Source organism: Providencia sp. PROV073, from assembly GCF_033688125.1.
Taxonomy (GTDB): Bacteria; Pseudomonadota; Gammaproteobacteria; order Enterobacterales; family Enterobacteriaceae; genus Providencia; species Providencia hangzhouensis.
Map to the genome: position 1 here is coordinate 2,911,015 of NZ_CP096353.1, position 22,245 is coordinate 2,933,259.

At 40.7% G+C, this 22,245-nt stretch carries 19 protein-coding genes and 3 tRNA genes; 12 read left to right on the plus strand and 10 right to left on the minus strand.

Annotated elements, in window-relative coordinates; all coding sequences use genetic code 11:
- Positions 1-145 precede the first annotated feature (145 nt).
- The 4 genes from mgtA to cspE all read right to left on the minus strand — a co-directional run bounded on the left by mgtA (position 146) and on the right by cspE (position 4,596).
- On the minus strand, positions 146-2,848 hold the full coding sequence (gene mgtA, locus M1F17_RS13280) for a magnesium-translocating P-type ATPase (protein ID WP_110591504.1): 2,703 nt from the start codon (positions 2,846-2,848) through the stop codon (positions 146-148).
- Between the two features lie 149 nt (positions 2,849-2,997).
- Entirely contained in the window at positions 2,998-3,696 is a 699-nt protein-coding gene (locus M1F17_RS13285) for an MgtC family protein (protein WP_004255789.1), read from the minus strand.
- Positions 3,697-4,089: 393 nt separating this feature from the next.
- Positions 4,090-4,281: a protein DsrB gene (dsrB, locus tag M1F17_RS13290; protein WP_004255792.1), complete on the minus strand. Its 192-nt coding sequence runs from the start codon at positions 4,279-4,281 to the stop codon at positions 4,090-4,092.
- A 102-nt stretch (positions 4,282-4,383) separates the two neighbouring features.
- Positions 4,384-4,596: a transcription antiterminator/RNA stability regulator CspE gene (gene cspE / locus M1F17_RS13295; protein ID WP_004909801.1), complete on the minus strand. Its 213-nt coding sequence runs from the start codon at positions 4,594-4,596 to the stop codon at positions 4,384-4,386.
- A gap of 479 nt (positions 4,597-5,075) precedes the next feature.
- Between cspE and M1F17_RS13300 the strand changes: the two genes are divergently transcribed.
- From M1F17_RS13300 to M1F17_RS13310, 3 genes are all read left to right on the plus strand, one after another.
- Positions 5,076-5,579, plus strand: coding sequence for a YlaC family protein (locus M1F17_RS13300; protein WP_004265669.1), 504 nt, complete (start codon positions 5,076-5,078; stop codon positions 5,577-5,579).
- 135 nt (positions 5,580-5,714) lie between these two features.
- Positions 5,715-5,790, plus strand: a tRNA-Asn gene (locus M1F17_RS13305).
- 255 nt (positions 5,791-6,045) lie between these two features.
- A tRNA-Asn gene (locus M1F17_RS13310) sits at positions 6,046-6,121 on the plus strand.
- Positions 6,122-6,232: 111 nt separating this feature from the next.
- Here M1F17_RS13310 and M1F17_RS13315 read toward each other — a convergent pair.
- Positions 6,233-6,718: a LysR substrate-binding domain-containing protein gene (locus M1F17_RS13315; protein ID WP_226617105.1), complete on the minus strand. Its 486-nt coding sequence runs from the start codon at positions 6,716-6,718 to the stop codon at positions 6,233-6,235.
- A 294-nt stretch (positions 6,719-7,012) separates the two neighbouring features.
- Between M1F17_RS13315 and M1F17_RS13320 the strand changes: the two genes are divergently transcribed.
- From M1F17_RS13320 to M1F17_RS13335, 4 genes are all read left to right on the plus strand, one after another.
- Positions 7,013-7,088 (plus strand) — tRNA-Asn (locus tag M1F17_RS13320).
- 212 nt (positions 7,089-7,300) lie between these two features.
- Complete coding sequence (pyrC, locus tag M1F17_RS13325; protein ID WP_272660580.1) at positions 7,301-8,350, plus strand: dihydroorotase; 1,050 nt, start codon at positions 7,301-7,303, stop codon at positions 8,348-8,350.
- Positions 8,351-8,570: 220 nt separating this feature from the next.
- On the plus strand, positions 8,571-8,825 hold the full coding sequence (gene bssS / locus M1F17_RS13330) for a biofilm formation regulator BssS (protein WP_004255804.1): 255 nt from the start codon (positions 8,571-8,573) through the stop codon (positions 8,823-8,825).
- A 209-nt stretch (positions 8,826-9,034) separates the two neighbouring features.
- Complete coding sequence (locus M1F17_RS13335) at positions 9,035-9,628, plus strand: LuxR C-terminal-related transcriptional regulator (protein WP_318837014.1); 594 nt, start codon at positions 9,035-9,037, stop codon at positions 9,626-9,628.
- Positions 9,629-9,775: 147 nt separating this feature from the next.
- Here the strand turns inward: M1F17_RS13335 and M1F17_RS13340 are convergent, their stop codons facing one another.
- Together M1F17_RS13340 and M1F17_RS13345 are read right to left on the minus strand one after the other, a co-directional pair.
- A complete protein-coding gene (locus tag M1F17_RS13340; protein WP_036957864.1) occupies positions 9,776-10,234 on the minus strand; it encodes an Hsp20 family protein in 459 nt (152 codons plus the stop codon).
- Positions 10,235-10,562: 328 nt separating this feature from the next.
- Positions 10,563-11,609, minus strand: coding sequence for a rhodanese-related sulfurtransferase (locus M1F17_RS13345; protein WP_004255839.1), 1,047 nt, complete (start codon positions 11,607-11,609; stop codon positions 10,563-10,565).
- Positions 11,610-11,862: 253 nt separating this feature from the next.
- Between M1F17_RS13345 and M1F17_RS13350 the strand changes: the two genes are divergently transcribed.
- A complete protein-coding gene (locus M1F17_RS13350) occupies positions 11,863-12,498 on the plus strand; it encodes a DUF1007 family protein (RefSeq protein ID WP_004255842.1) in 636 nt (211 codons plus the stop codon).
- A complete protein-coding gene (locus tag M1F17_RS13355; RefSeq protein WP_232368731.1) occupies positions 12,489-13,496 on the plus strand; it encodes a nickel/cobalt transporter in 1,008 nt (335 codons plus the stop codon). The genes M1F17_RS13350 and M1F17_RS13355 overlap by 10 nt, the downstream gene beginning before the upstream one ends.
- 168 nt (positions 13,497-13,664) lie before the next feature.
- On the opposite strand, the gene ttrA is transcribed toward M1F17_RS13355, so the two are convergent.
- Genes ttrA through ttrB form a run of 3 tightly spaced genes read right to left on the minus strand, consistent with a single transcriptional unit; the run spans position 13,665 to position 18,497 of the window.
- Positions 13,665-16,739, minus strand: coding sequence for a tetrathionate reductase subunit TtrA (gene ttrA, locus M1F17_RS13360; protein ID WP_004255849.1), 3,075 nt, complete (start codon positions 16,737-16,739; stop codon positions 13,665-13,667).
- Positions 16,732-17,778, minus strand: a complete 1,047-nt coding sequence (gene ttrC / locus M1F17_RS13365; RefSeq protein WP_112308180.1) for a tetrathionate reductase subunit TtrC — start codon at positions 17,776-17,778, stop codon at positions 16,732-16,734. The genes ttrA and ttrC overlap by 8 nt, the downstream gene beginning before the upstream one ends.
- Positions 17,760-18,497 carry a tetrathionate reductase subunit TtrB gene (ttrB, locus tag M1F17_RS13370; RefSeq protein WP_036957869.1) on the minus strand — a complete coding sequence of 246 codons (738 nt, stop codon included), beginning with the start codon at positions 18,495-18,497 and terminating at the stop codon, positions 17,760-17,762. The genes ttrC and ttrB overlap by 19 nt, the downstream gene beginning before the upstream one ends.
- A gap of 254 nt (positions 18,498-18,751) precedes the next feature.
- Here ttrB and ttrS point away from each other — a divergent pair, with 254 nt between their 5' ends.
- The 3 genes from ttrS to M1F17_RS13385 all read left to right on the plus strand — a co-directional run bounded on the left by ttrS (position 18,752) and on the right by M1F17_RS13385 (position 22,235).
- The gene (gene ttrS / locus M1F17_RS13375; RefSeq protein ID WP_036957871.1) at positions 18,752-20,509 is read left to right on the plus strand and encodes a tetrathionate respiration histidine kinase TtrS; all 1,758 of its coding nucleotides are present in this window, start codon (positions 18,752-18,754) and stop codon (positions 20,507-20,509) included.
- A gap of 125 nt (positions 20,510-20,634) precedes the next feature.
- Positions 20,635-21,231 carry a tetrathionate respiration response regulator TtrR gene (gene ttrR / locus M1F17_RS13380; protein ID WP_004255863.1) on the plus strand — a complete coding sequence of 199 codons (597 nt, stop codon included), beginning with the start codon at positions 20,635-20,637 and terminating at the stop codon, positions 21,229-21,231.
- A 59-nt stretch (positions 21,232-21,290) separates the two neighbouring features.
- Positions 21,291-22,235 carry a Kdo(2)-lipid IV(A) acyltransferase gene (locus M1F17_RS13385; protein WP_004255866.1) on the plus strand — a complete coding sequence of 315 codons (945 nt, stop codon included), beginning with the start codon at positions 21,291-21,293 and terminating at the stop codon, positions 22,233-22,235.
- Positions 22,236-22,245 lie beyond the last annotated feature (10 nt).

The window sequence follows — 22,245 nt, forward strand, 5'->3', positions numbered from 1 at the left end:
ATTCTGTAATCAAAAAGAGCCATTATTATTATGGCTCTTTTTATTTTATGAATATTAATGAGTTACAATAAATATCAAATAACCCATACGATACAGCTACCCAAAGGTGCAAGCCCCCCTTGGCCTCACACCTTTTAACATTATTTTATAACCACGTTCCAAAACGTTTAATATAAAATTGCTTCATTAGTTGAGCTACAACACAATAACTGACTAATGTGAGAGCGAGCCATGGGAAATATTCTATTGGCAACGGTTGTAACCCTATCATTTCACCAAATGAAGAAAATGGAATATATAAACCAAGAGCCATAATTAACCCTGTTGTTAACATAACAGGTAATGCGGCAGTGCTTTGTATAAACGGTATTTTTTGTGTTCTTAACATATGAACAACCAACGTCTGTGAAAGTAAACCTTCAACAAACCAACCTGATTGGAACAGCGCTTCATGAGCGACACTATTCGCTTGGAATACATACCACATTAACGCAAAAGTTGTGATATCAAAGATAGATGAGGTTGGCCCAATCCAAATCATAAAGCGGCCAATATTTTTCGCATCCCATTTGCGAGGACGTTTTAAAAACTCTTTATCCATTTTATCCCAGGGTAATGCAAGCTGGGAAATATCATACAGTAAATTTTGAACGAGCAAATGAATGGCTAGCATCGGTAGGAAGGGAATAAATGCACTGGCAATTAATACAGAAAATACGTTACCAAAGTTAGAGCTCGCGGTCATATTTAAGTATTTAATAATATTACCAAAAGTTTCACGCCCTTTAATTACCCCCTGCTCTAATACCATTAAGTCTTTTTCAAGTAGGATAATATCCGCAGATTCCTTAGCAATATCCGTCCCTGTGTCAACTGAAATTCCTACATCAGCATCACGTAATGCGGGCGCATCGTTGATCCCATCACCGAGAAAACCAACGGTATGTCCATTTGCTTGTAACCGCTTTAAAATACGGGATTTTTGCAATGGTGTTAATTTACAAAAAACTGAAACTTGCTCAACTTTCTGGCTTAACTCTTCGTCTGTCAGTTCTTCAACTTCTAAACCCGTCATGATTTCGCTGATGTTTAAGCCAACATCATGACAGATTTTTTCGGTAATAATGGCATTATCACCCGTCAACACCTTAACCGTAACGCCATTTTCACGTAATGCGGCAATGGCTGAAATTGCGCTTTCTTTTGCTGGGTCAAGAAAAGTTAAAATGCCTTGTAGCTCTAACTGATACTCGGCTTGAGCAGAAAGCGGTAAGCTGGCTTCTGCATCATTCAAACGACGAGTTGCAAGTAACAATACACGAAATCCTTGTCTGTTGTAATCACTCACTAGCTCAGTAATTTTTACCCTTGCTTGGTCGTCAAGTAAATGCAGCTCACCATCTTGTTGGTAACTTTGGCAGACAGCTAACATTTCCTCCGCGGCACCTTTACAAATAAGTAGGGCTTCGCCTTTCGGTGTTCGTACTGTCACTGACAATTTGCGTCGAATAAAATCAAAGGGTAACTCATCAATTTTTTGGAATGCTTTTAGCTGCTCAACTTCACTGTTCCCTCTACCACGACGAATAATTGCCTGATCCATCATATTTTTAGCCCCACTTTGGTGGAAGCTGTTTAGCCAAGCTAGTTGCAAAATTTTACTATTTTTTTGCCCATTGCTGTCCAAATAATGTTCTAAAATAATACGATCTTGCGTCAATGTTCCCGTTTTATCCGTACACAGCACATCCATTGCGCCAAAGTTTTGGATAGCATTTAACCTTTTAACAATCACCTTGTGCTTTGACATGGCAATTGCACCTTTGGCTAAATTCGAGCTAACAATCATCGGTAACATTTCCGGTGTTAAACCCACGGCAACCGCCAGTGAAAATAGTGTAGCTTCGAACCAATCTCCTTTTGTAAACCCATTGATAAGTAAGACGATTGGTACCATGACTAACATAAAGCGAATCAATAACCAGCTTACGCTATTCACACCACGATCAAACGAAGTTTGCGCACGACTCCCCACAATAGATTTGGCCAACGAGCCTAGATAGGTTTTCCCGCCTGTTGCCACCACAATTCCACGCGCCGTCCCGCTGGTAACATTGGTTCCCATTAAACAAATATTTGAAATTTCTAACAGTTCATTTTCAGTTGGCGATACCGGATCTAAATTTTTGGCTGAAACATCACCTAATGTGTCGTATTTTTCTACGGGTATTGATTCCCCTGTTAGAATGGCTTGGCTGATAAACAAGTCTCTTGATTCGACTAGCTTTAAATCAGCAGGAACCATATCTCCAGCGGATAACAACACAATATCCCCAGGTACTAAGCATTTGATCGGTACCTCTTTTCTAACAGAACGCCCTGTTTTATTATCACGACGAAATACAGTAGCCGTCGTACGAACTAAGGATTTCAATGCTTCCGCAGCCTTGTTGGTACGATACTCTTGCCAAAAACGTAAAAAACCACTCAATAAAACCATTGTGACAATAATAATCACGCCGGTTAAATCTGTTTCTTCGCCTTGGCGTTCAGGAATAACATAATCCGTAAAAAAGCTAACAACAGCTAATACAATCAGTACGAATATAAATGGATTTTTAAAAGAAGTGAGTAGTTGCTTCCATGCTGGAGGGGCTTTTTCATGAGCAACTTCATTTTCACCTTCAGTCACAAGACGGTCCATCGCCTCATTCTCTGATAAGCCTAATAGATTTGTTTGATATTCATTGAGCACTTGCTCAATATTTTTACTCGCTTGTTCGCCAACAATAAATTTTTGGCGTGCAGCGGCTTTGACGCTTTTGCGCGGTTGTCTTATTTCAGTCATAACGTTGTCTCGAATACAACACTCGTAATTTTAACGCTATCCAACTGAAATAAAATTATCTTATTATCAGTTAGATAGCTGCGATTTACTACTCCATGACGGAGGGTGGTCGTCCATTTCAGCTCCTATAGTGAGTTAATTTAAAGTCATCAAGCCGGTAGCTCTGATGCCACTTTCCAATTGATAGCACTAACACTTTGCTCAAGACTTATTCTGCATACCAATGCTTCAATTTCTTTTTGCTCGGCAGGTGTCGCAAGAAATTCAGCGCACACTTCTAGCTGCTCAGGCTTTAGTGTGTCTGCACTACTTAACGATTGCAGCCGAATATGCAGTCCATTAATTGCTTGTAAAATAAGAGTTCTTACTAAAATTTCATCCGTTTGATGGCACATCACGCGAATTTTATAACGTTGCTCTACATCGAGTGCTTGCTGTTGTGGTTGTTTATTAATTCGTGAAGCGGCTTCTCTTAATAAAATATTGGCGCATAAAATTAATAACGTTGCCATCAAGGCCAAAGAATACTGGCCTAATCCACATAAAACACCGATCCCCGCGGAACACCAAAGCGTTGCCGCAGTATTTAGGCCTCGGATGTTCATGCCTTCACGCATAATCACTCCCGCACCGAGAAAACCAATTCCTGACACCACTTGGGCAGCAATACGACCAGGACTATCAGGTGATGTTGTTACAGAACTTAAAATAAATACCGCCGCTCCGGTTGCAACCAGTGCATTAGTTCTCAAGCCCGCCATTCGTTGACGCCACTGGCGCTCAGCACCAATTAATGCACCAAAACACATAGCAGACAGCAAATTTAAAATATCAGGGGAAAAAAGCATGATAATCCCTCCAAAAATAACTTGGATAATGATTTATATGCTTAATAAAAAGCATATAGCCATATTTTGAGTAAAATAATTACTCAAAAACTATTAGCTATTGCCTGGAGGAAATAAAGAATAAATATAGACCAACATAATACACACTCAATACAGCTATAATACGCTATCTAATGAAATACAATTATAAGGGAGTAGTATGATGAGGAAACATCAGACACCGCCCGCCGTTGTGGCAAGCAGTGAAAAGAAAAGACGATTACTGGCTTGCCATTAAATTAAGTTTTTATTCCAACTCTGACTGTCCAAGTAATAATCTCCTAAGTAAAAGATGGAAGGAGTATAAGTGGGGAAAATTATTAAGTAAAGGACAAAGTGCCCATTAAATTGAACTTATCTTTCAATTGGCGTAACAAAAATCCCTTCATCGCCTTCTTTTTCATTAAAGAACCAAATACCTTCAGGGTAATCAGGTAATGCAATTAAATACATTACCCCTTCATTGAAGGGTTCAATAAGTAAAATAGTTCCTTCTCGACGCTCTTCTCCGTCTGTTTTTACATAAACACGGTCATTAATATTCATAACATTCTTTTCCAGCAAAATATATTAACCATAAATGTAGCGCATACGAAAAAGCCCGTCATTAAAAATGACGGGCTTTAGAAAATCAGTTAAGCAATTAGCTTAGATAGCAGTTACGTTAGCAGCTGCTGGGCCTTTTGCACCGTTTTCAATGGTGAATTCAACTTGCTGACCTTCAGCCAGAGTTTTGAAACCATTGCCCTGAATGGCAGAGAAGTGGACGAAAACGTCTTTGCTACCATCAGCTGGAGTGATGAAACCGAAGCCTTTAGACTCGTTGAACCACTTAACTTGACCTTTCATTTTGTCGGACATTTGACTTTTCCTATATAACATCAAAAAAACTTGCCTTTTGGCATATACGGGCCAGAGTCAACTATTTAATCAGGGAAACACCAAGATGAAGCGTCACGGTCAAAGGCTATCTGTGATAACTTTCTTCTTTAGAACACACTAACTCAGTAATCATACATCAAATAGGACTGCTAAACAGGCCGACACTCATTAACTCATGACTTAAAGATAATAGCAACTATTTTATACGAGCAAACCTCAAAAATATGCTGTTTTTTCGATTGCGTCACTTTTATCGGCTATAACGTTAACAAAAACGCTGCATTTAGTTGATAGTTTAAAGAAAACTTTAATTTAAAAAGCCAACAACCTAATAAATGTCAGTAAGAATTATCCGATACAATGACAATCTGTGTAAATATTTTTTTTAACTGATATATAACAATCTCGACGGCTCGTGATACCCTCCTAGTATAGATATCTGACAGAGAGTTATACACATGGATATTATCAAACAAATACTCGTCGAAGATTTGGATGCCATCAATAAACGTGAAAACCGTGATGGGAAACCTTATTTTAATAGCCAATTTCTCGCCAACCACCCTTATTTATGTATTGGTATGGTTGCGGCTTATGTCCCCCTAGCCATTATTCTTTGGTACGCCCCTTATTTTGGTCCTTATTGGGCTCTGGGTATCACCATTCTTTTTATTGTATTAGCAAGTGTACTACTTTTTGACATCAAACCTGTTTATCACTTTGAAGATATTGGCGTCTTAGATTTACGTGTCTGTTATAACGGGGAATGGTTTGTTACTGAACCAGTTTCTGATAATGCGATAAGCAAAATCATTGATTCACAAGATGTTAGCTCTGCTATAAAACAAGAAATATCGCGTTTAATTGCATTAAAAGGAATGATTTCCTTTTATGATATCTATCATGTCGCTTATCCTGAAGTTTCTACGCAATTACCTGGTACACTTGCAACTCAAAATTAATTCAATATCAATTAACTAGAGTAAAACTTCGTCATAATGTGCATTGAATGAGCAGTTGGATATTTTTTCTGTTTTTATGATTGACAGCCTGAGATGATATCGTTAATATGCGCCTCGTTCTCAGGAACAAGCAATTCCTCCATAGTTCAGTCGGTAGAACGGCGGACTGTTAATCCGTATGTCGCTGGTTCAAGTCCAGCTGGAGGAGCCAAATTTAAAAAGCCCGCTTAATGCGGGCTTTTTGCTATCTGCTAAATATATATCACCATTATATCATTCATCTCTACTATCAATGATCTCCTAGCACCTCTCATAATCCATCTGGTATGCATTACGCATCATATATTAGGATAGATAACCACCAAATCGATTACTTAACGCCCACTTGGCTATTTTTTTCATTTTTATACTTTACAACAGTGAACAGGATGGGTAATATGCGCCTCGTTCTCAGGAACAAAACAATTCCTCCATAGTTCAGTCGGTAGAACGGCGGACTGTTAATCCGTATGTCGCTGGTTCAAGTCCAGCTGGAGGAGCCAAATTTAAAAAGCCCGCTTAATGCGGGCTTTTTGCTATCTACCTAAAAATCACTCTTCTTAGCATTACTTTACTTACGGCAAATACAAGAGTTCCCACCATAAAATAAATACTTATTCTTTCTCTAGAAAAAATTGTTTAATCGTCTGGCGTAACCATTGATGCGCAGGGTCCCTATCTAACCTTGGGTGCCATGCTTGCACGATAAATATAGGCACCAATCCCAAAGGAAGTTCAATTTCAACCAATGGCAAATTAACACTCTTTACCCCTTGCAGCACATGACGAGGGAGCGGCAAAATATAGTCAGAGTTCATAGTTAACATCATGGCTGAATGAAAACTAGGTAAAGTCAATGCAACATTACGCTGTAATTGAAGGTCGCGTAATGCGTCATCAATTGGCCCCAATGTACGCCCTCGGCGCGATACGCTAATATGTGGGTAATGCGTTAAGCTTTCAGGCGTCACCTGCCCGATAATTGGATGCTCTGGGCGAACTAATGCCTGAAAAGTACTATTAAATAAGCTCTGAGCCTTAATTTCAGGGTGCCAGTCTCGAGAGGAACCGATAACCAAATCCACCTTGCCACTGCGCAAGGAATCATCTTCAGTATCACTTTCCGCGATAAAAATTAAACTACTTTATATCCATCCATGACTTAGTAGTGATTAACTACGATTAACCTCTAAACTTGAAATAATATACCGCTCATCAACTCAGATTTGTCTCAGTCTTTTCGTTAGTGTATGGCCTTGATTAATCACCACTACTCTATTTTCGATCAAACTTCCGACAGTTCGCACAGATAACAGGCAAACAAACAATTTTTTCGATATTCTCCTTTGACAATGCGGTGAGAGAAAGCTAATATCCTCTGCGTACCAAGGAGTTCCTCCATAGTTCAGTCGGTAGAACGGCGGACTGTTAATCCGTATGTCGCTGGTTCGAGTCCAGCTGGAGGAGCCAAAATTTAGAAAAACCTGCTTAAGGAAACTTAAGCAGGTTTTTTGCTATTGAACAAACTAAATAAGCCACCTATTTACGTTATTTGCGCGATCTGCCCCTGAAATAAGCTATAATCGTGATTTCTCATAGCTATTTTTTTACTTTACCTTTATCATTCTATTCCGGCTTGAGCACTCGCTCATCATTCACTCTTCCCCTATGGAGCCGGTTTAATGACAACTGTAACTACCCTAACGATCCGCCGCCCTGATGATTGGCATGTTCATTTTCGCGATGATGATATGTTAAAAACGGTCGTTCCCTATACCAGTGAATTTTTTGGCCGTGCAATTGTCATGCCGAATTTAGTGCCACCAGTCACAACGATTGAAGCCGCAAAAGCTTATCGTGAACGCATCCTAAAAGCGGTTCCAGAAGGGCATCAATTTACCCCTTTAATGACCTGCTACCTTACTGATAGCACAGATCCTGTTGAAGTGGTTCGTGGCTTTAACGAAGGGGTATTTACTGCCTGTAAACTCTACCCGGCTAATGCAACAACAAACTCTAGTCATGGCGTATCTGATATTAAAAAAATTTATCCCGTATTAGCTGCGATGGAACAAGCAGGAATGCCATTGCTGGTCCATGGTGAAGTCACCGCAAGCCATATCGATATTTTTGACCGCGAAGCGTTGTTTATTGAGCAAGTTATGTTGCCATTACGGGCACAGTTTCCAAAACTCAAAGTCGTTTTTGAACATATAACCACCAAAGAAGCGGCGCAATATGTCCAAGAAGCAAATGAATTTACAGCTGCAACTTTAACACCTCAACATTTGATGTTTAACCGTAACCATATGTTAGTTGGTGGTATAAGGCCGCACTTATTTTGCTTGCCTATTTTGAAACGTAATGTACACCAAGAAGCATTACGTGCAGCCGTTGCTTCAGGTTGTGACCGTTTCTTCCTTGGTACCGACACCGCACCACATATACAATCACGTAAAGAGTCTACCTGTGGTTGTGCTGGGGTCTTTAATGCTCCCACCGCATTAGCGGCTTACGCGACTGTTTTTGAAGAGCTGGGTGCTTTGGCACATTTCGAAGCTTTTTGTTCACTAAATGGTCCTAAATTCTATAACTTACCTGTAAACGAAGGAACTATTACGCTAACTAAAGAACAAAATATTACTTGCGAATCGATTGATTGCTGTAATGATAAATTAGTTCCTTTCTTAGCAGGAGAAGATGCGCGCTGGACAGTCGCTCTGGGTCAGTAGTTTATACACTAATGGGAAGTTCAAAGTGCTTCCCATTCTGTTTTTACAATCCTTATTGTCTGTTTTATGCATTTTCTGCTATATAAACAAAAAAAATGTTTTATTTGCTTTCTTATTAGCGAAATCTCCTTATACTAAAAGTGGACTCATCACGAGGTCATTGCTCTTAGTCAGTTATAGATATTTATTATTTATCACGATGTTTGATTAGGAGGTTTATATGAATAAAAAAAATGATGTCATTCAAACCCACCCAGTAGTTGGCTGGGACATCAGCACAGTCGATGATTACGACGCTATGATGTTGCGTTTGCACTACCTCCCCGAGCAAGATAAACACACAGGTGATGCTATTGTGGATAAAACCATGTGGCTAACGACTGATGTGGCTAAACAACTTATTCATATTCTCCAAGCAGGTGTAGACAAGATAGAATCAGGGGAATATGTTGAGTTTGATTTTAAAACACACTAGGAAAATAAATGGATATTAGTGCCACTAATATCCATTTAATTTATTCATCTATATAGATAACTATATGTCTTTATATAATTACCTTATTAATTAATTACTAATTAGCAATTTCAAATAAGAACACTATTTATTGTTTTTATTAATCCTTGGTTGACTTCTCTATCAATTCCAATTTATTGTAAGCCATCTTCTTGAACAAGGATGTTCCAATGCGAATATTAGTTATTGATGAATGTGATTATACACGTCTTGGCATTACAGAATATTTATCTAAAAATAAAAAACTCGAATTTATTAGTACAGGATGTATAAAAGAAGCCATTGGTTTTATGAACACAAACCTACCAAGCATTATACTGGTGAATCTAACCTACTATTGTAATTACTCTGATTACTGCCCTACTCTACAGCAGTTATTAAGTAATACTAATAATGCACGCTTTTATATTTATATTAATGCTCCTTATCCGCAAACAAACAACCCATTATTATTAAAGGATAATTACTTTATTCTATCAAAAAGCATTATTATTCAAACGCTTGATAAAGTTATTCGTGACCATGAACAAATAGAAAAAATCACCAAACTTGCTAATAATATTGAGTCATCTATTTTCACGATTAAAGAACAAAATATTATTAATAACTGGATGAATGAGACACCCAATCATATTATTTCTCGAAAACTAGGAATTAGCAATAGTACTGTCTATTCACAGAAAATACATATCGCATCTAAAGTTTTCGTCAAAAATAGAATTGAGTTATTTTTTATATATAATGTATTTAAATATTTATATTAAAAATGTTTTAATTTAAATCGACTAAAACAAAACTAAAAGGCCTGACTCCGTTTGAATAACGAAATCAGGCCTTACAAACCGGTCAGCAAAAGTGTCCAATATTATAAAGTCACTCTAACTGCTGCTGACGAGTCATAAATTTTAGTTCTATGATTTTATATCTTTATTTTCAATAGCGATAACTCGAGGTTTTTCTTCATCCGGGATTTCATATTCAATATCCAGAGTTAGTAAACCACTAGATAACTCAGCACTTTCTATCTTCACATTTTTACCGAGATTAAATTCAAGGGAAAACTTATTTTGCGTTATTCCTTGATGGATCCATTTCTCAGAATCATTAACTAATTCTGCTGATTGCTCACCTTGAACATACAATTTCCCGCCTTTTAGGGATACGCTTAAGTCCTCTTCCTTATAACCTGGAACACTAACCGTTAATTGATAGCTTGTTTCATTTATTTGTTTTAAATTATACGGATGCTCTGAAGTTAAAGGCCTATTACCTGTTAGCTGGCTAAACAAACGATCCATTTGGTCAAATCTGTTAGAAAGTAGACTATCGGATAATGTTGGGAATAATGAAAAAGATCTAATGTTAGACATAATTTCTCCTTCAATATTTTTATATCAAACTAAACACATACGACTATGCACCATTACCTGTGTACCTAGTATGGGATAATGCTCTTTCTTGGTGCAATTCTTATATAGTGCCAGTTACGCGTATTTCAAGTCTTAAATTACACTTCTTTACAAAATGGCGTTACCTGCTGTAAACCATAAACAAATACCCCATGAATTTCATACGAAATGCATGGGGTATAAGCAACGTAATGACATCGAATGAAATAAATTTTTTATTTCAATTAATTTTATCTTGCTCTAATCAGCCCTAATTACAGGGCTTTCTTATTATAGAGAACATCAATAATTAGTTATCTTTATTTAATAACCCATCGGATAAACGGTGACGTGACTTATTAAAGATTTTATTACTGACTTCGCGACCTGCACGGCGTGCGCGTTGTTCTTGCTCTGGAAGTTTCATTTCTTCAGTGCAAGACGAACTGCAGCAACCTTCGTACTTTTCTGCACAGCTAGGGCATTGGATAAACAGCAAGTGACAGCCATCGTTACGGCAATTGGTGTGTGTATCACAAGGTGCACCACATTGGTGGCATTGTGCTAATGTGTCTTCTGTAATACGCTCTCCCATTCGGTTGTCAAAAACAAAGTTTTTCCCTTTAAACCTCAAAGGCAACCCTTGTTCCTTCGCCTTACGCGCGTATTCAATAATCCCACCTTCAACATGGTAAACATTTTTAAAGCCATTATGCAGCATATAAGCACTGGCTTTTTCACAACGGATCCCACCAGTACAATACATTACGACATTTTTGTCTTTTTGCTCTTGCAGCATTTCCACCGCCATTGGCAGTTGCTCTCTAAATGTATCTGAAGGTATTTCAATCGCGTTATCAAAACGCCCTACTTCGTACTCATAATGATTTCGCATATCGACGAAAACAGTATTTGGGTCATCAATCATTTCATTCACTTCGTGAGCTTTTAGATATTGACCTGTATTTGCAGGGTTAAATGTTTCGTCCTCAATACCATCAGCCACCACGCGCTCACGGACTTTCATACGCAGCACCCAGAACGATTTACCGTCATCATCAATCGCAATATTTAAACGTAAGTTATCTAATGCGGGGTCTGTTGCATAAATAAGTTCGCGCAATGCGCCCACATTAGATTCCGGCACACTGATTTGCGCGTTAATACCTTCTTTTGCAATATAAACACGTCCAAAAACGCTTAATGCTTTAAATTGTTGGTACCATTGATTACGAAATTCGTTTGGGTCTTGGATATTAAAATATTTATAAAAAGAAATAGTGGTGCGCGGCTCAACTTCTGCCAACATACGTTCTTTTAATATTTTATTTGAAATTTGGTTATGTAACACTGGCATGGTGTTCTTAATCCTATTTAACTCATTGATAATATTTTAATTTAAATAAATTCAGGCGAGCTGCCACCCTATTTAAATCTTGGTGAGTATTATCCCTCTTATTATGTTAATAAAAAACCCTTTATTTGTAGGGTTATCGTGATAAAAGTATTAACCAATCGTTTTAGGTTGAATTTTAAATCACTACGAGATATTTTAGTTTGCTTTTCGTTATGTTATAACATTTTTTTGATAAACCAATTTAGCTGACTGAATGATGCGATTTTTTCCTTTCTATTTTCTATTTCTGTTTATGGTTGCTCCACAAGTAGCGGCACACCCTCATAGTTTTATTGAAATGCAAATTTCCCTTGAAAGTAAACAAGATAAATACTCAGGGATTAGCTATGTTTGGAAAATGGATCCAATGACATCAGCGGATATCGCGTATGAATTAAAAGGCATTAAACCGGATGACCCGCGTTGGAAACAGCAAGAAGCTATTATTATGGCGAATATATTAATGCAAGATTATTTCACTGATTTTTATTATCAGGGGAAGAAAGTCAGTTTTAAACGTATTCCTGATAGCTACCATTTAGAAAAAGATGGCTTTTCTTTAGTTTTCTTCTTTACCGCTTCATTTATGCAACCCCTGCCTATAGCAGGTTCCCATGTGGAAATTCAAACTTACGACCCAACATTCTACGTCAGCATGACTTACCAAAATAAACAGCAAGTTAACCTACCTTTAGATATTGCAGCAAATTGCCAGATGGAACTACAAGAAGCAAATGTGACCGATTCAATGCGCGCCTACGCTTTCTCTTTAGACAAAAGTGATAGCCCAGAAGAAGATTTGGCACTTGGCAAACAATTTGCACAACGGGTTGATATTCAATGTCCATAATGCCTTTACGTACGCAAAGACTAATAATTACTGCGCTGTTTATGGGGCTTATAACCTATGCCGCTTGGCAGCTATACACCCACTGGGGATCATGGTTACAACTTAGCCTAGCTTGGCAAAAACAGTTAAACCAAGGGCTATCTTACCTATTGCAAGAAACCACCTCTCGCCCATGGTATGCAGGTGGGTTACTGGTAGTTGCCAGTTTTGCGTATGGTTTTTTGCATGCCCTTGGGCCGGGGCATGGCAAATTAATTATTACCACTTATATTGCCACCCAAGCGACTCATTTAAAACAGAGTGTTATCATTAGTTTACTTGCCTCTCTCTTACAAGGGCTTGTTGCGATTACTTTAGTTTCCTTAGTCTTGATCCTATTCCAACTCTCTACTAAGCATCTCAACCAAACCAGTTTATATGCAGAGCAAACGAGTTATCTATTTGTCATTTTGCTGGGTAGCTATTTATGCATCAGCGCATTGCGTCGTGGCTGGTCAATCCGCAAATCAAGACACTTGGCACCACTCAAGATAAAAAGCATTCAACCACTGAATTCATCAACGAGAGCAATAAGTAAAACAAAAGCCCATAGCCACTCAGACAACTGTGGTTGTGGACACCAACACGTTATCCAGTCCCATCAATTGCAATCCAGTTTTAAAAGTAAGCTATTGATTATCCTATCTATGGGTATCCGCCCTTGCTCCGGTGCAATTCTTGTATTGCTGTTTTCTTATGTCATTGAGGTATATGTGTGGGGGGTTATCGCTGCCTTAGCAATGGCAATGGGGACTGCATTAACTATTTGTTTAATAGCTATTTTTGTTCATTTAATGCGTGATAATGCGGTTCGCGTATCACGCTTAAAAGGAAAGTCATTTTCCCCATATTGGGCAATCACACTGAAAATTTTGGCAGGTATTTTATTTATTTTGATGGGGATTTTGATGCTACAAAGCATCGGCTTAGAACAGTCGGTTTCGCCACTCTTGCGATAAACCATTAAAAAAGGGAGGGCTCCCCCTCCCAGGCATTTGCCGAAGTCACGGTGTGGTAGCACACCGTTTTATGCGCAATGTCAACTGCTTACTACTTATTGCCAACTACCAGATGGCTAATGGTGAAGCTATGCAGGTCCCCACCACTAGCCATCCTTACTACTTCATTTAACCAATTAACTCAATGCGAGCAGGTAAGCCTTGGCGTACCGATGCCCCCGAAACCCAATCTAACCACGTGTTAGCGACTTCACGTGTTGGGTCAGCAAACCCAAGGTCATTTAAGTTAATTCCTGAACCATTTGCCGCATTCATTGGCATAGGTTGGCCATCCAGATAATGCTGTTTCGCTCCCATCTCGGTATGCCCATAGCCATGCTCAATCGCAAGCACTCCAGGCATTACGCCATCAAGTACGCTTACTTGGGCTTCAGCATGCCCCCCCGGTGTGGTGATCCTAATCCAATCTCCATGTTTTACCCCCATTTTCGCTGCATCATCGGGGTGGATAGCAACAAGATTCGTCGGTTTCACATGGCGGAGCCGTTCAATAACGGTGGTTGAGCTGCTCATCACATGGGATTTAAATGACATCAGCTTCAGCGGCCACTCTTTTTCTGGGAATACTGCATTCACATCATCCCCATTCGCCATACGAGGCGGGTAATACGTCGGGCAACCGCTATAACGTTCACCCGTTATGGCATGGCGATTAACGGCCACCGTTGGGTTCCAAATTTGTAAGCCTTTTTTCCATTGAGGACCTGTTGCATCGCCATCCCACGCTTTTTCATAAGGCGCAAAACGGCCACCTCGTGTGAAAATATAGGCAACACGGCGAACTTCCTCTGGTTTTAAAGTCCGTGTAATAGCCGGTAAAATACGCTCCACGCCACTGATTTGGATATCTTCTGTTGCGGCTTCAGGGACTGGTTTTTCCCCTAACCACGCCATATTTGCAGCAACTCTTAAGTAATAGTCTTCCGCTGTATTGAGTGAATGCATGTTGCCATCCATATCCTCAATCACGTTATCGCCAAAGCCGGGTAAATTAAGTTCTTTCGCTACAGCAATACAGAAACTCTCCATCGAAACTGGCTGGCCGTCCGCTGTTTTCGCAGTACGTGACTCAACAATCGGCCAACGTGCTGTGCTGGCTTTGACCTGCACGCCAGACCATGGTGCACTAAACCCCCAACTTTCGAAGTTATGGGTATCTGGCACAATGTAATCTGCCAATGCCGTGGTTTCATTCATAAAGGCATCAATACCAATAATCAGCGGCAGGTGTTTAGGGTCTTTCAGTTTTTCTTCCATCACCTGACGAATACCTGCAATACCATATACAGGGTTAGTCATATTGGTGATCCACGCTTTCAGTGCGTAGGGGTATCCCATCAAGGCAGATGCTAACTGCTCTGTTAATTGACCTTTAGCAAACGGGTACCAAGGGGCTTTTGCTGGGTATGGGTTTTCACCCGCTGCCTGACGTGCTTTGAACTCATCTGATTTTTCATACACTTCATTACTGCGCGACAGCACCACACCTTTAGGTTTCACTTTGCCTTTATAGCTAGCAATTTTATAACGCGGCCCATCGTTTTCCCCATTGAATTTACCACCACCAACAGAGACTCCGCCTTTCAAGTTCAAGTTACCGATCAATGCGTTAAGCATGATAACTGACCATGCAGTGTAGAAACCATTACCGCCCATCATACCGCCATGAGAGATGACAGCGGCTTTTCTATCATAAGAAGTTAATGCTTTACCCAGCGATTCAATCGTTTTCACTGGAACATGGCAACGCTGACTGTATTCTTCCAAAGTCATACGATTTGCCGCTTCTTTTAAACACTGGAAGCTAGATTTAACGGTCACTTCACTGCCATCGTGCAAGGTGACTTGGCGTGTCACAAAGAGCTCGGCTGTAGGCGTTTCATCAGCCAGTTTTAATTCACCCGCAGCATCTTGCACTAAATAAGCTTTCTCATTGTCACCTTCTCCTGTGATATAAGAAGAAATTAACAATTTACCTGCTAATGGGTGATTATCATCCGTGATCACTAAATGTGTTGAGTTAGTCCAGCTTTTCTCCCCCACGGCTTCCATGGATTTCTCACTTGGCACACTGAGGTATTTTGCGTTGTAACGGTTATTTTCAATGATCCAGCGGATCATCCCCATCACCAATGCCGCATCCGTACCCGGTTGCACAGGAACCCAATGACCGTGGTCATTCGCTAAAGTGGTTGTTAATGGTAATGCAGGTGATACCACCACATAGTTAAATGAATCACGTAAACGCGCTGTGGCTAACTGGCGGCCTTGGCGCTTAAATGGGTTACCTGATTGTGCAGGTGATGTCCCTAGGAATAGCGCGAAACGGACATTATCCCAATCGGGTTTAACGTGGGCATTTTTGTCCAAATCATCCATTAATGCACCGGAACCCGCACGGTAAGCCAGTCCACAATAAGAACCGTGAGCACCGAAGTTTTTACTGCCAAAGGCATTTTGTGCAAAGCGACGGATAAAGCCATCACGGCCGTCATCACCTGCGTTGGTCACTAATAATTGGTTAGCTTTTGGCCCCAATTTAGGTTGAGATGGGTCTAAAGGCGTTTCTAAGTCACGGATCGCCCGTAAGCCATCCACATGCCCCTCACCAAATAAGTCGCCCCCTTCAACCACTTCTTTAATCAGTTGTTCAAAACTGATGCGCTCCCATTTACCTTCGCCGCGTTTACCCACACGTTTCATCGGTTCAAGGATACGCAATGGGCTCGTTAAACCTTCCATTAACGTCGCACCACGAGCACAGGCTGTCGAACGGTGTTCAAGGCCTGATTCTCCACTCATTTTATTAAATGCCGTTTTCAGTGGCATTCCATAAGGAAAGTGCTCTTCATGGGAAAGTGGATGATAAGGGTTCCCCGCGATACGCAATACTTCATTTTTTGCTGTATCGACGCGAGCACGGATACCACACTGGGTCCAACAACCAAAACACTGGGTCATCGCAACTACTTGTTCTGGGTTTTCTTGCCAGCCTTTAAGTGCCTGTCCTTCAGGGCGTAAAGAGTTACCATTAAGCCTATCAAGAGTGACTTTACCTGACGTACCATTAACCAGACCATCGACTGCACGTTTGGCAACATCACGGTAGCTTGCACCAAATAATGCGATACCACCGACAACCAAACCACCTTTAAGCCATTGACGTCTTGAGAATTTAGCCATGTTGCACTCTCCTCGCAAACCAGCGAACACCTTCACGAACAATAATTGTTAACGCAATCCATAAACCGAATGTACCGACGATAGCCAATAATCCATCTGTTCCCAGTGGGAAATGGTATGGGTTCGCGATAATGTTATATTTTGGAACCGCTTGAACTTCCATCAGGAAAATCCAACGTAATGACCAAGCAAAAGCCATTGAAATTAAAGCTAGAACAGTAATGTATGGAACGGAACGAGTCGCTTTTAAATTACTGACGGACATTGCGAAAGTGATTAACCACAGTGCACAAACCCCCATTAGCATCCACCAGCCTGCGCTTGCCGTATCTAACTGTTGGCGTACTGCGATACCTGAAGTGGTGTCACCTGATAACCACAACGCAAAGCACACCGCAAACAATAATAATGTCACAACTTGAAAACGCGCTAAGCGATTTTGATATTGAGGTTCACGGCGAGCCCCTAAACTAATCAATGCAGGTAATGCTTGCAGAGCACTAAGGAACATCAATACCGGTATCCACCAGCTAAACCAAATTGGACGCGCGTTTAACACAGAGGCTTCACGGCCGGTATATAACAATAAACCGATGGCTGAAAATGCAGCCAACAAGGCAACCCAACGCGTTGCTTTGAATTCTTTTTTCCAAATCAGTTTCACCACTAATGCAACAAAATATAAACCAATAAATGTGGTGAATAATGGTAGTAATACAGAGCCCCACCACATCCAAGACCATATTGTTGGATGAGCGTAAAAATGCCATACCCTTGCGGTTTGGTGTAAATCTGCGGTTAGTGCTAACGGCGCGGTGATCCCCATCGTGATAGCAATAAATACAGCGATCATTTCTAAGCGGCTGTTTTCAGGTTTGTTTCTCCAATGAAGATAGCACGCGTACAGAACCGCACAAGACGCAATCCCAATGAAGAAGAAATATTGTACCGCCCAAGGAAGCCAAAAGAATTCTTGTGGCTGAGCCATTATTTCTGAAATATAAGTCACTTGGCCATTCATCAGAACACCTCCTGCCATAATGCGGGCTGCCCTTTGCCTTGCAGCGGTTGCACGAATGCGTCATCTAAACCTATATAGAAAACTTGTGGTAATGTGCCACTTTCCGGTTTGAGTACTTTTATTTCAGCCTCGTGCTCTGTCAGCATTTTACGAATAGTACTGTTCGGGTCTTTTAAATCCCCAATAATGCGCGCACCACCGACACAGGATTCAACACAAGCAGGTAATAAACCCACTTCTAAGCGATGAGCACAGAATGTGCATTTATCTGCAGTTTGCGTAGAGTGGTTGATAAAGCGAGCATCATATGGGCAGGCTTGCACACAATAAGCACACCCAACACAGCGTTCGTTATCAACGACAACAATGCCGTCTTCACGTTGGAAAGTCGCTTGAACTGGACATACAGGTACACAAGGAGGGTTATCACAGTGGTTACATAAACGGGGTAACAGTACGTTGGTGAACCCTTCTTCACCTTTCACTGCGACTTGATATTGATTCACTGTCGTTCTAAATTGACCTTGTGGGGTTTGGTTTTCAACCGAGCAGCTTACCGTGCAAGATTGGCAACCGATACAACGGCGCAAATCAATCAACATTCCATAGCGTTTTTCTGGGTTGCCTTCTCGACGTGTCGGGGAAAAATTGAGCCCTGCTTCTGCAATGGGAATCAACGATGCCCCCGCAGTTACGGCTCCAATTTGTTGTAGAAATTTTCGTTTACTCAGATCCATAATTGGCTCCAGTATTGACATTGCTAATGCGAAAATAAAAGTTATTAATCAATATGTTATTTGTATTACATGCGTTATTGACAATGGGTACAGTCTCGTTAAGATAACCACTGAAATTGTTATTTCTCTTTAAACCCGATGGGTTATCTTGATAAAGCTTGTAGCGCCATTGTAAGAAGAGTGGAGCCACTGCCCTATTGTGGTTTACCACATACCCGTAGCTAAATTGATCTAACGCAACGAATAACTCAAATATGTTAAAAAAATCGTCTAGACCGTTGTATCACATACTGTTAATCATGCTACTGACGTGGTCTTTGCCAGCAATTTCGGCCCAGTGGACTATCGGGGTATTGGCCTTACGTGGCCCCAGTTCAACCCAATCTCATTGGCAGCCTTTGATTGATACACTCAATGAGTCGATTCCTGGGGAGCGTTTTACGTTACAACCTCTCAATTTAGATGAGATGAAAGAGGCGATTTCCAATCGCAAGATTGATTTTTTGTTGACGAATCCTGCCCAATTTATTCAGTTAGATAACCGCTATCATTTACGTTGGTTGCTCTCCCTTCGCTCAGACGTGGAGCCCAACAGCACAACGCGTAATGTTATTGGCAGCTTGATATTAGTTCGAAAAGACAGTGATATTTCAGAAGTTAAAAACCTAATAGGCAAGAAAGTCGGAGCAATTTCACCAGATGCTTTTGGTGGCTATTTGTTAGGTTACAAAGTGTTGAGGGATATGGGCTACGACGCTGCCAAAGACTTTAAGATGCAATTTTTAGGCTTCCCTGCAGATGCATTATTATACGCATTGCGTGATGATTCATTATCCGCAGCTATAGTTCCTGTCTGTTTATTAGAAAACATGCATAGCGAAGGGTTGATTGATAAAACACAATTTCGCCCATTGATTCAACATCCAAGCTCTCTCTCTTGTTTAACTAGCACAGAACTGTATCCAAATTGGTCTTTTGCCGCCTTAAGTGAAGTGCCGGACAATTTAGTCGACAAAGTCACCAAGACATTATTATCAACAGATAAAGCCGCTATGCGTTGGGGAGCTCCCGCGTCGGTGACTCAAGTCGAAACCTTACTCAGAGACGTTAACCAACATCCGCAACAGCGTCAAATCTGGCAGGATATCGTCAGTTGGACCATTCAAAACCAAATCACTATCAGCCTTGTCGCTTTATTTTTTGTGTTACTTGGAATAAATCATGTTTGGATTGCCTTTTTGGTGAGACGTCGCAGCCGCCAATTAGAAGAAGCGCATAATCGCTTGCGAGAGCAAGAAGCCAATTTACAAAAGGCACAACGGTTAAATATTTTGGGGGAAATGGCATCTGGGTTTGCCCATGAATTGAACCAACCGCTGTCTGCAATCCGCCATTATGCCCAAGGGTGTATTCTACGCCTGACTAAAGAGTCTGAAAGCCACCCATTAATTAGCGCATTAACTAAAATCGACGACCAAGCTCAACGTGGAGCCGATATCATTCGCAATTTGCGTCTCTGGGCGGGTAAACCAAGCCATGACCCCGCAATCACATTGAGCCAGCAATCGGTTAAACAGGCTATTAATCATATTTGGCAATTATTGCGTGCAGACCAGCACTATCCCAATTCGAGGTTAATTTTACCTGAAACCCCTGACGTCTCCCTGATGTTGCCAGACACGTTACTAGAACAATTACTTTCTAATTTAATCAGTAACAGTTTGCAAGCAGGGGCAACCCTACTGCGTTTCGAGTTTCATTTTTCGCAGCAACATTTTTTACTTGTTTTACAGGACAATGCTGGAGGGATGCCTGCGGGTCAATTAGAGCAAGGTATCACGCCATTTGCGACAACTAAAAAAGAAGGTTTAGGGTTAGGTTTAGTGATCTGCCAGCGTTTGATACAAAGCCAAGGCGGAGACATTCGTATCGAAAATAACCTAAGTGATGATGGGTTACATGGCTTAATGGTCACTCTTATTTTCAATTATCACAATAAAATCGTAGATTAAGCATGTTTTGCCACGTAATTGATAACATTCACATTAACTATATGTGACAATGGCTTTATTGCGATAATCAATGCTCATTATATAAAGCACCTTATTTGTCACCCTCTACACGACGAGGTATATGTATGCCAGTAATCCATCTCGTGGATGATGACCCCGATGTGACGGATGCCTGCCAATTCTTACTAGAAACATTGGGCTATAGCGTTACCGTTTGGAATGACAGTGAAACATTTATCCAAAATGCGGCATTACACCAAGAAGGTGTGGTGTTATTGGATATGCGCATGCCTAAATTAGATGGACGACAAGTTCACCAATACCTTAGGGAACAACACAGTACATTGGCTGTGATATTTTTGTCTGGCCATGGCGATATCCCGATGGCGGTGGAACAAGTGAAACTTGGCGCTGTTGATTTTCTACAAAAACCCATTGATAGCCAACAACTTGCTAAGACCTTAGAACAAGCTCAATCACAAACCACCAAAGCCACTGAAGGGCATTTAATTAAGCAGCGCTATGAAACGCTCACCCCTCGTGAAAAAGATATCTGTGGTTATGTGTTGCAAGGCTTAATTAACCGTGAGATTGCTGAGGCAACCTGTGTTTCTGTACGCACCGTTGAGGTTCATCGCTCTCGCGTCATGGAAAAAATGGCGGTTCGTAACTTAGCTGAGTTAATGAGCACCATGCAGGCAATTAACGCTTTAAACGAATAATTTGATATAGTTTATATCATGCCTTTTTATTAATTTGTGACTAATATATTCGGATAACAATGATACTAGCTCCAAAATTTCAAAAACGGTTTCTCCACCCTCGTTACTGGCTAACTTGGCTAGGCATTGGCGTGTTATATCTTCTTGTATTATTGCCTTATCCTCTCATTTATTGGATGGGAACGCGTTTAGGGTTATTTTCTAAACGCTTTTTGAAAAAGCGGGTGAAAGTCGCAGAGCGAAATTTGCAATTATGTTTTCCAGACATGAGTGAGCAAGAACGGCAACGCTGTGTTGACAAAAACTTTGAATCTGTCGGCATGGGCTTATTTGAAACGGGCATGGCTTGGTTTTGGCCTGATTGGCGCGTTCGTCGCTGGGTCAAAGTCATTGGGGAAGAAAATGCTGTTGCTGCCCGCCAAACAGGTAGAGGCATTATCGCGCTTGGTGTTCATTTTTTAACCTTGGAAATGGGTGCGCGTGCCTTTGGCATGTTAAATCCGGGCATTGGTGTATATCGCGCCAATGATAATGACCTCCTCGATTGGCTACAAACCCGTGGGCGCTTACGTTCCAACAAATATATGTTGGATCGCAAAGATATGAAAGGCATGGTTCGTGACTTAAAAAATGGTGAAATTTTATGGTATGCCCCCGACCATGATTACGGCCCTCGCAATAGTACATTTGCGCCTTTGTTCGCCGTAAAAGATGCAGCGACAACCAATGGCTCGCAAATTATTTTACGTCTGGCTTCCCCTTTAGTGGTGCCTTTTACACCAAGACGTTTACCTGCGGGTAAAGGTTATGAATTAATCATTCAACCTGCCATTGATGATTTCCCAATTGAAGATAATGTGGCTACCGCAACCATGATGAACCAAGTTATTGAAAAAGAAATCCTCAGAGCACCAGAACAATATATGTGGCTACATCGTCGTTTTAAAACGCGTCCTGAAGGGGAGCCTTCGTTATACGGGGATTTAGACAAAATCCATCATTAATTATTAACGT